This is a genomic window from Ilumatobacter sp., assembly GCF_030065885.1.
In the GTDB taxonomy this organism is placed as follows: domain Bacteria; phylum Actinomycetota; class Acidimicrobiia; order Acidimicrobiales; family Ilumatobacteraceae; genus Ilumatobacter.
The window spans coordinates 1-9,098 of the sequence record NZ_JASJCS010000159.1; the positions used below are offsets into that span (position 1 = coordinate 1).

9 protein-coding genes and 2 pseudogenes are annotated in these 9,098 nt (G+C 70.0%); 7 read left to right on the plus strand and 4 right to left on the minus strand.

From position 1 onward, the window contains the following. Both QNJ12_RS22200 and QNJ12_RS22205 read right to left on the minus strand, forming a co-directional pair. Positions 1 to 674, minus strand: a pseudogene (locus tag QNJ12_RS22200) (hypothetical protein); the annotation flags it as partial. A 114-nt stretch (positions 675 to 788) separates the two neighbouring features. Continuing rightward, a complete protein-coding gene (locus QNJ12_RS22205; protein ID WP_300626060.1) occupies positions 789 to 1,535 on the minus strand; it encodes an alpha/beta fold hydrolase in 747 nt (248 codons plus the stop codon). Between the two features lie 119 nt (positions 1,536 to 1,654). Here QNJ12_RS22205 and QNJ12_RS22210 point away from each other — a divergent pair, with 119 nt between their 5' ends. Continuing rightward, positions 1,655 to 2,443, plus strand: coding sequence for a fumarylacetoacetate hydrolase family protein (locus tag QNJ12_RS22210; protein ID WP_300626062.1), 789 nt, complete (start codon positions 1,655 to 1,657; stop codon positions 2,441 to 2,443). 15 nt (positions 2,444 to 2,458) lie between these two features. Here the strand turns inward: QNJ12_RS22210 and QNJ12_RS22215 are convergent, their stop codons facing one another. Next, on the minus strand, positions 2,459 to 3,265 hold the full coding sequence (locus QNJ12_RS22215; protein WP_300626064.1) for a DinB family protein: 807 nt from the start codon (positions 3,263 to 3,265) through the stop codon (positions 2,459 to 2,461). 54 nt (positions 3,266 to 3,319) lie between these two features. On the opposite strand from QNJ12_RS22215, the gene QNJ12_RS22220 reads away from it, so the two are divergent. From QNJ12_RS22220 to QNJ12_RS22230, 3 genes are read left to right on the plus strand one after another with little or no spacing between them, the layout of a single operon-like run. Beyond that, positions 3,320 to 4,501, plus strand: a complete 1,182-nt coding sequence (locus tag QNJ12_RS22220) for an alanine--glyoxylate aminotransferase family protein (RefSeq protein WP_367281839.1) — start codon at positions 3,320 to 3,322, stop codon at positions 4,499 to 4,501. 48 nt (positions 4,502 to 4,549) lie between these two features. Next, entirely contained in the window at positions 4,550 to 5,407 is an 858-nt protein-coding gene (locus QNJ12_RS22225) for an MBL fold metallo-hydrolase (protein ID WP_300626066.1), read from the plus strand. Continuing rightward, complete coding sequence (locus tag QNJ12_RS22230; protein WP_300626067.1) at positions 5,404 to 5,784, plus strand: MauE/DoxX family redox-associated membrane protein; 381 nt, start codon at positions 5,404 to 5,406, stop codon at positions 5,782 to 5,784. Before QNJ12_RS22225 ends, QNJ12_RS22230 begins: the two co-directional genes overlap by 4 nt. A 21-nt stretch (positions 5,785 to 5,805) precedes the next feature. Here the strand turns inward: QNJ12_RS22230 and QNJ12_RS22235 are convergent, their stop codons facing one another. Then, entirely contained in the window at positions 5,806 to 7,824 is a 2,019-nt protein-coding gene (locus QNJ12_RS22235) for a S9 family peptidase (RefSeq protein WP_300626069.1), read from the minus strand. A 90-nt stretch (positions 7,825 to 7,914) separates the two neighbouring features. Here QNJ12_RS22235 and QNJ12_RS22240 point away from each other — a divergent pair, with 90 nt between their 5' ends. From QNJ12_RS22240 to QNJ12_RS22250, 3 genes and pseudogenes are all read left to right on the plus strand, one after another. Next, positions 7,915 to 8,196, plus strand: a complete 282-nt coding sequence (locus QNJ12_RS22240; protein ID WP_300626070.1) for a ferredoxin — start codon at positions 7,915 to 7,917, stop codon at positions 8,194 to 8,196. Positions 8,197 to 8,230: 34 nt separating this feature from the next. Continuing rightward, positions 8,231 to 8,755: a GNAT family N-acetyltransferase gene (locus QNJ12_RS22245; RefSeq protein ID WP_300626072.1), complete on the plus strand. Its 525-nt coding sequence runs from the start codon at positions 8,231 to 8,233 to the stop codon at positions 8,753 to 8,755. Positions 8,756 to 8,844: 89 nt separating this feature from the next. Beyond that, positions 8,845 to 9,098: pseudogene (locus tag QNJ12_RS22250) on the plus strand (Fe-S cluster assembly protein SufB); the annotation flags it as partial.

Genomic DNA, 9,098 nt, shown 5'->3' on the forward strand with positions numbered 1-9,098 from the left:
GGATGTCCGTCGATCTCGGTGATCGAGACGTTGGCGAGCTTGGCTTCCAACACGTCGACCTCGGCCTCCAAACCATCGAACTCGGCCTGCACGGCAGCGATCTCGGCACGGAGCCCGGCGAGCTCGGCGTCGACCTGGGCGCGGGTGTCGTAGAGGTCGTCGTGGGTATGGTGGACGTAGTAGCCGACCACGTCGGCGAGCACGTGCACCTGGCCCTGCAGGTTGTAGACGTCGAATCGGCCGTCGTCGGACAGGTCGACGGTGACCGCGTTGGGGGCCGGTGGCGAGTCGGGGAACGGGTTGAGGCTCGATGCCGTGGGCATCGTCGCCCCGGTCGGCCAGATCGTCAGGAACGTCGGCAACGTCGCCCCGACCGCGGTCACGTTCAGCGACAGCGCCGTCGCGTCGTCGGGGAGCGAGCAGTTCCCGACAGCGCCACGGCCGTTCAGGGTGACGGTCTCGTTGGCTCCGAGCGGGGTGGACTTGGGTCCGACCTGGAATTCGGGGCGGGTGTCGAACAGGCGGCACGGGGTGATCGCAACCAACACGGTGCGCTCTCCCGACGACACGGTCGCGTCGACGACGTCGGTGGCGGCGATGCCGGCACCAACGGTGACGGCAACGGCGGCTCCGATCGCCGCCCACCGAGCGCGAAGACTGGTAGCGGGATGCATGGCCTACCTCCTTGTCACCCCTCATCGTCCTCCCGCCCGCGGTCGAAGTCGAGCGGATCCTGCGACGCAGCGTTCGGCCGACGAGGCCGGGACGCGCGGTCGGCGATGCCGGCGTCAGCGGTCGCCGAGACGGCGCTCGACGAAGTCGCCGATCAGCTCGATCACGGGGCGACCGCCCGGGTCGTACACCATCGCGTGGTCGAGACCATGGGCGATGTGCGTCGTGACGTCGGCGTTCGACAGCCGGTCCTGCACCTGCTGCGTGGCGGCCACCGGGAAGAAGCCGTCGGCGTCGGAGTGTGTGAGGAAGACGGGGCCAGTCAGCTGGGGCAGGTTGTCCCACATGCGCTGCCAGCCGACGGCCAGCTCGGCGACGTGCGCGATGACGTCGGCGCCGTAGGCGGGGAAGTCGCGCTCGCGCCGGATCCCGAGGGCAGGGTCGAGCGGGACGTCCTTGGCTATCAACTGCGGTTCATCCGGTAGGCCGTGCGTGTCGACGCCGGCCGGGATCGACAGGGCGACGCGGGCGTCGGCGACGTCGAGCTCGGGAGAGAGTGACACGATCGCTCCCATCGACGTGCCGATCACGCACACCCGGTGGCACATGCTTCGTAGCATCTGGACGGCGTCAGCAGCAGCGGTCACGTGGTGATGCCATCGAGTCTCGGCGAGGTGCTGGGGGTGGGTGCCGTGCCCGGGCATCCGCAACCCGAGCACCGTTCGGCCCATCGCACGGAGATGGTCGGCGAGGGGGCGCAGTTCGGCCGGCATGGCTGTGAAGCCATGGAGGAGCACGCATCCCACACGATCGCCAGGCAACAGGTAGCTCTTTCCGCCCTCGACGAACGTCGGCTCGTCCACGCCCCGTGTCTACTCGGTCGCCGGTGGCCCGACACGCCCTGCGTGCCGGTACTCCGGGTGGCTCATTGCTCCGACCAGGAGAGACCTGCCGAATCCGCCATGCCGTACAGTGCCGAGCCGTGGACGTGACCGCCGCCGCCGACGAGCTGCTCGACATGCGGCGCACCCGCCGGATCGAGCCCGACCTGCCCGACGAACTCCGCCCCGCCGACCTCGCGACCGCCTACGCGGTGCAAGACCTCGTCGTCGCCGGCCTCCTCGAGGCAGCACCCGACGGCGCCCCGCCCGTCGGCTACAAGTGCGCCTGCACGAGCCCGATCGCGCAGGAAGCGCTGCGCATCGACCGGCCGGTGTTCGGCCGCTTGCTGGCGCACACGACGTCGCCGTCGGGCGCGACTCTCGACGCAACCCACTTCGTCCTCCGCGTCATCGAGGCCGAGTTCGGCTTCCGTGTCGGCCGCGACGTCGAGCCGGTCGACGGCGGCCACACCCATGACACGATCGCCGAGCACATCGACGCGGTGATCCCGGCGATCGAGATCGTCGACTACCGGTACGAGTCGTGGGCGCTCGGGGCGCTGCAGGTCGCCGCCGACAACGCGATCCACGGGTGGTGGATCCACGGTGAACCCGTCACTGACTGGCGCGGACTCGATCTCGGCGTCGCCGGTGTCATCGTCGAGCGCAACGGCGAGCGCGTGACCGAGGGATCTGGCTCGAACGTGCTCGGCCACCCGCTCACCGTGATGGCCTGGCTGGCCGACGAGCTGCTGCAGTACGGGCGGCAGCTGCGGGCCGGCGACGTCGTGACCACCGGCGTGACGACCGACGTCTTCGAGGCCGAAGCGGGCGACCACGTCTGCGCCACGTTCGACGGTGTGGGCTCGGTCGAACTGCGATTCGAGTGAGTCCGCCCGGAGCGGTCAGCCCGCTGTCGATGCCTCGACGGCGGCCAGGTCGCGCTCGGCGTACCTGCGGTGCTCCCACTCCTCGTTGAGCACGATCAGCAGGCACTCGCGCACCGGGAAGTCCTCCAACTGCGGCCAACCGGGCTCGGTTCGCGACACGGTCGACGCCAGCTGGTCGTCGGTGAGCGACTCGATCACCCCGGCGACCATCGCCTGCCGGCTCCGTCGCACGTCGAGCACGGTGTCGAGATCGGGTCGAGCCTCCCGGTCCCACGGCACGCCCTCCCAGCCCGGCGCCTCGTCCCAGGGGAGGTCGAGCGGGTGCCAGGGGGACGGCTCGCCGAGGAGCATGCGACCCACCCACGCAGCACTCGCGAAGTTGAGGTGGCGCAGCGTCTCGACGAACGACCACTCGCCGGCGACCCGGACGTGGAGCGACTCGGGCGGCAGGGCACGAGCGTGCTCGATCGTCTCCTCCCAGAGCCGCTCGAGGATCGCCCATGCCTCCCGGAGACCGGCGACGTCGTGCGGCCGCATCTTCGCCCGGTCGGGCATCAGCCGGTTCAGCTCCGCTTCGACGAGCGGGCCGATGTCGACGCCGTTCACCGTGACGTTCTCGATCTCGCCGGTGATCTCGACGTCGCAGAGCTCGACGCCGATCAGCCGCGCGCCGTGCAGCCGCGAGCCCCGAATCTCTGCGCCGCTCAGGTCGACCTGGTGCATCCTGGCGTCGTTCAGCAACACCTGCGAGAAGTCGGCGTTCCGCACGTCCGCGCGCTCGAATCGGGCGCCTCCGAGGTCCTGGTCGACGAACTCGCTCATGACGTCACGGTAGGCGCCGCCGTCATGTCGACCTGTCAGACTCGCCCGATGGACATGTGGCTCGGCGCCGGCCGCGAGCTCGTGGCGATCCCCGGACCCACGGTCGTGCCCGACCGAGTGCTGTCGGCGATGCACCGGGCGATGCCCGACATCTACGCGGGCGAGCTGACCGACGTCATCGACGAGGTCTTCGACGCGCTGCCCGGCGTGGCCCGAACCGCGAGCCGGCCGTTCGTCACGATCAGCAACGGCCACGGCGCGTGGGAGATGGCGCTGTCGAACACGCTGTCGCGGGGCGACAGGGTGCTCGTGCTCGAATGCGGGCGGTTCGGCACGGTCTGGGGTGAGATGGCTCAGTTCAACGGGTTGCGCGTCGAGGCCGTCACCGCCGACACGGGCCGGGCGGTGGACCCCGCCGCCGTCGAGGAGCATCTCCGCCGTGACGCGCAGCACGAGATCACGGCGATCCTCGTCGTGCACGTCGACACGGCGTCGTCGATCCGCAACGACCTCCCGGCCATCCGCGCCGCAATCGACGCGGCCGGTCACCCCGCGTTGCTGATGGTCGACTGCATCGCGTCGCTCGCCTGCGAGCGCTACGAGATGGACGCCTGGGGTGTCGACGTGACGGTTGCCGCGTCGCAGAAGGGGCTGATGACGCCGCCCGGCCTCGGCTTCGTCTGGGCCGGCCCGCGGGCACTCGCCGCTCACCAGAGTGCCGACCTCCGCACGCGCTACTGGGACTGGACGTCGCGCACCGAGAACGGGCCCTACTACCTCCGCTTCTGCGGCACCCCGCCGGTGACCCATCTGTACGGCATCCGCGAGGCGCTTCGCATGGTCGGCGAGGAGGGCCTCGAGGCTCGATGGCACCGGCACACCGCGCTGGCGGCAGCCGTCCACGCTGCGGTCGACGCATGGTCGACGCCGGGCGGTCTCTCGCTCCACGCGACCGATCCGGCCGAGCGGGCCAACGCGGTCACCACCATTCGCGCCGGGGCGATCGACGCCGATCGCCTCCGCAGCATCTGCCGCGACGACGCCGGCGTCACGCTCGGGATCGGCGTCGGCGACGTCGCCGGGCCCGCGTTCCGGATCGGCCACATGGGTCACGTCAACGTGCCGATGGTGCTCGGCGTGATCGGCACGATCGAGGCCGCGCTCGGCGCGATGCGTGCGCCGACGGGCGGCTCCGGAGTTGCTGCAGCAAGCGCTGCGCTAGCCGACGTGTTGTGACACCCGTCGTCGGGCTGGGTCTTCTCCCGCGCGCCGTCGAACGGTAACTTGACGTCCATCGGGGGTTTCGACATCACCTTCCACGGGGTCCGTGGCTCGACGCCCTGTCATGGCGACGACATCCGGCGGTACGGCGGCAACACGTCGTGCGTGTCCGTCGCGCTGCCCGAACACGATCCGATCTTCTTCGACGTCGGCACCGGCGCACGGTACTTCGGCGGGCACTGCAACAGCGACCGGCCCTTTCGAGGCACGTGCCTGCTGACCCACCTGCACTGGGATCACCTCCAGGGGCTGCCGTTCTTCCCCCCGCTCCTCAAGAGCGGCGGGCAGCTCGACATCCACGCGCCGCTGCAGGATGCGGGCGCGTCGCTGCACGAGGTGTTCGGCCGGTCGATCTGCCCGCCGCTGTTCCCCGTCGGACTCGACGCGCTGCCGGGTGACCTCACCCTGCGAGCGACCGGGGACGACGACTTCATGATCGGCGAGGCCAACGTGATGAGCCGGTTCATCCCGCACGTCGGCCCGACGCTCGGGTACCGGCTCGAGTGGGGCGGTGCGTCGGTGGCCTACCTGAGCGACCACCAGCAGCCCGGCGTCGAGCTCTTCGAGGCGACCGACAACGCGAAGGAGCTCTGCCGCGATGTCGACGTGCTCATCCACGATGCGCAGTACACACCCGAGGAGTTCATCGAGAAGACCAATTGGGGTCACTGCACGATCGACTACGCGGTCTGGTTGGCCGCCGAGTGCAACGTCAAGACGCTCGTGCTGTTCCATCACGACCCGCTCCACGACGACGACATGCTCGACAAGCTCATCCAGGCCGCCGACGAGTCGATCTGGGCCGACGGCATGAACGTCATCGGCGCATACGAAGGCCTCGTGCTCCGCGTCGGCGGGTGAGCGCGGTCGCACTCGTCGCGTCGGTGCTGCTCGGCGCGGCGTTCGTGCTGGCCGGCGGCTCGAAGCTGGCCGCCGGAGCCGCCTGGCCCGCGCAGGCGCGGGACCTCGGTGCGCCGCGGTTCGCCGCTCCACTCCTGCCGTGGCTCGAGTTGGCGGTCGGGGCCGCGCTCGTCGTGCAGCTGGTGGAACCGTGGCCGGCGCTCGCCGCGATCGCCCTGCTGCTCGCGTTCAGCGCGTTGATCGCGTTGCGGCTGTCGCAAGGCCGCCGGCCGCCGTGCGCCTGCTTCGGCGCGTGGTCGGCTTCGCCGATCGGGCCCGGGCACCTGGCTCGCAACGGCGCGCTCCTGGCGCTCGGGGTCCTGTCGCTCTGGGGGTGACGAGCGCCATCCGCGCCGGGCTCAGAGCGTCCGAAGGAGGAACGTGAGGACGCGGGCCTCGTCGCGCCAAGCGTCGTAGCGGCCGCTCGGTCCAGCGTGGCCGGCGCCCATCTCGGTCTTGAGCAACAGCGGCTCGTCGTTGGTCCTCACCTGCCGGAGCCGCGCGGTCCACTTCGCCGGCTCGTGGAAGCTGACCCTGGGGTCGTTGAGGCCGGCGGTGATGAACATCGCGGGGTAGTCGGCGGGCCGGGTGTTGTCGTAGGGCGCGTAGCCGGCGATGTACGAGGCGAACGGCTCGGCGCGCGGGTCACCCCACTCGTCCCACTCGGTCACGGTCAGCGGCAGGGTCGGGTCGCTCATCGTCGTCGTCACGTCGACGAACGGCACCTCGGCGACGGCCGACCGGAACCGGCCGGGTTCCATCGTGACGCACGCGCCGACGAGCAGCCCGCCGGCGCTCCCACCGCGGATCGCGATGCGGTCGCGGGCGGCCACCCCGTCGGCGGCGAGGTGCTCGCACGCAGCCAGCGTGTCGGTGAACGTGTTCCGCTTGGCCAGCAGCTTGCCGTCGAGGTACCACTGCCGGCCGAGCTCGCCGCCACCTCTCGGGTGGGCGAGTGCCCAGACGACGCCCCGGTCGAGCAACGACAGCCGGGCGACCGAGAACCACGGCGGCATCGAGACCTCGTAGGACCCGTAGCCGTAGACGCAGCACGGTGCCGTGCCGTCGAGCGGGGTGTCGACATGGTGGACGATGTCGACCGGCACCCGCGTGCCGTCGGCCGCCTCGGCCCAGCGCCGCTCGGCTGCGTAGTCGGCGAGGTCGACGTTCGGGGTCGGCGTCTGCTTGACCACGGTCACCTCGCCCGTTCGCACGTCGACGTCGATGACCCTCGGCGGCAGCGTCAGCGACTGATGTGTCAACCGCAGCGTCGTCGTGTCCCAGTTCTCGTTCGGGCCGAACTCGACGTCGTGCGGTTCGTCGTCGATCTCGAGCAGCCGCGACGAACCGTCGCGCTCGACGATGCGGATCGCGGTCTGCGCGTCGTTCCACTCGTGCAGGGCGAGGTGGTCCTCGAATGGTTCGACGGCCGTGATCCGGCGGCCCGGGACGTGCGGCACGAGCTCGGTCCACGCGCCGGGTTCGTCCGTCTCCGCGGCCATGACGCGGAAGTCCACTGCGTCGAGGTTCGTCAGGATCACCAGCCGGTCGCCCCAGTGCTCGACCTGGTACTCGAGATCCTCCTCGCGCGGGCGGACGCAGAACGGTTCGGCGCCCGGGTCACCCGCCGGCAGCAACCAGGCCTCGGACGTCTGCTTGCTCGCAGCGTGGATGATCACGAACTCGTGGCTGCGGGTCGTGCCGATGCCGACGTAGAACCGCTCGTCGTCATCGGCGAACACCTCGACGTCGTCGGCCTGCGCCGTGCCGAGCCGATGCCGCATCACGCGGTACGGCCGCTCTTGCTCGTCGGCTTCGACGTAGAAGACGTGGGTGCCGTCGCTCGACCACGCGACACCCGCCCAGGTCGTGTCGCGGAGCTCGTCGTCGAGGTCGCGGCCGTGGGCGACGTCGCGGATGCGAAGGGTGTAGTGCTCGTCGCCCGACGTGTCGGCCGACCATGCGACGAGCCGATGGTCGGGGCTGATCTCGAACGCCGAGAGGTCGAAGAAGTCGTTGCCGTCGGCCTCGACGTTCTGGTCGAGGATCGTCTCGTCGGTCGCCCGCCCGGCGTCGGGACCCCGTCCGTGGATGGGATAGGCCTGCCCCTCGACGGTGCGCGTCGAGTAGAACCAGCCGTCCTTCGGCACCGGCGCGGCCACGTCGGTCTCCTGGATGCGCGACTTGATCTCGTCGAACACCTCGTCGATTTGGCCCTGATGCCGCGCGAACCATGCGTCGGTGTGGGCGTTCTCGGACTCGAGGTAGGCGATCGTGTCGGGATCGTCACGGTCGCGCATCCAGGCGAACGGGTCGTCCACCTCGCCGCCGGGTCGGACCCAGACGTGGTCGATCTGCTTCGCGACGGGCTCGTGCACGTCGCGCAGAGTAGGCGAGCCGATGCGCCGGAGCCGCGTCCGTCGGACAACATCTCATCGGGGCAGGGTTGCCAGTAGCGTGTCGCCACCATGCGCGTGTGGATCGACCAAGACCTGTGCACCGGCGACGGACTGTGCGTCGACCACTGCCACGACGTGTTCGTCCTCCTCGAGGACGGCATCGCCTACGTCGCCGAGGACGGCGAGGTGCTCAACGATCCAGGTGGGTCCGGCAGCCTCGCGTGGGTCTCCCCGCGCCACGAGCGCTCGGTCATCGAGGCGGCAGAGGTCTGCCCGGGGGAGTGCATCTTCATCGAGGTCGAGGTGCCGGCGCTCGTCGCCGCCGACGGCTCCGACGAAGCGGCCGCCTAGCCGATCGCACGGCGTTCGTGGGGAGGAGTGAACGTTGCCGTTCGATCTGCAGCCGACGCTGCGCGGCGACCTCGTCGAGCTCCGCCCGCTGCGGCTGACCGACTTCGACGTCCTCCGCGACGTCGCGGCCGACCCGCTGATCTGGGAGCAGCATCCAGCGACCGATCGTCACGAGTTGCCGGTCTTCCGGGCGTTCTTCGAGGAGTCGCTCGAGTCCAATGGCGCTCTGCTCGCCAGCGAGACCGCCACGCAGCGCGTGATCGGTTCGTCGCGCTTCTTCGGATACTCCGAAGCGGCGAGCGAGGTGGAGATCGGCTGGACGTTCCTCGCCCGGTCCCACTGGGGCGGGCGGTACAACGGCGAGCTCAAGCGACTCATGCTGCAGCACGCCTTCCGATTCGTGGAGTCGGTCGTGCTGTTCGTCAGCGCGAGCAACGTCCGCTCACGCCGCGCGGTCGAGAGGATCGGTGGTGTCCGCGAGCCCGCGCCGGATGCAGCCGACCGGCTGGTGTACCGGATCACCGCTGCGGCGTGGCGTGAGGCGATCGAGGCCCGCTGAGTGCTGCGCTGGGCGGCGCAAAGGGCGGTTCGGATTGTTACTATGGCGGTAGTGGAAATCCCCCGAGCGCCACACCGCAGGAGCCGATGATGACCTCGTTCGACCTCGATCTCTCCAAGTACGACCTCGGCTGGTCCGACGAGGTCGAGTACGCGTTCACGCCCGAGAAGGGCATCAACCCGGGCGTCGTCGAACAGATCTCGTGGTGGAAGGGCGAACCGCGATGGATGACCCAGCTCCGGCTCCGGAGCCTGCGCCTCTTCGAGCGCAAGCCGATGGCCGAGTGGTTCGCGGTCAACATGCCCGACATCGACTTCCAGGACATCTACTACTACCTGCGGCC

Bases quoted from the DNA above. Each gene is read 5' to 3' on its own strand.
- QNJ12_RS22240 (WP_300626070.1), top strand. From the start codon at position 7,915: ATGCGCGTGTGGATCGACCAAGACCTGTGCACCGGCGACGGACTGTGC.
- QNJ12_RS22215 (WP_300626064.1), bottom strand. From the start codon at position 3,265: ATGAGCGAGTTCGTCGACCAGGACCTCGGAGGCGCCCGATTCGAGCGC.
- QNJ12_RS22220 (WP_367281839.1), top strand. From the start codon at position 3,320: ATGTGGCTCGGCGCCGGCCGCGAGCTCGTGGCGATCCCCGGACCCACG.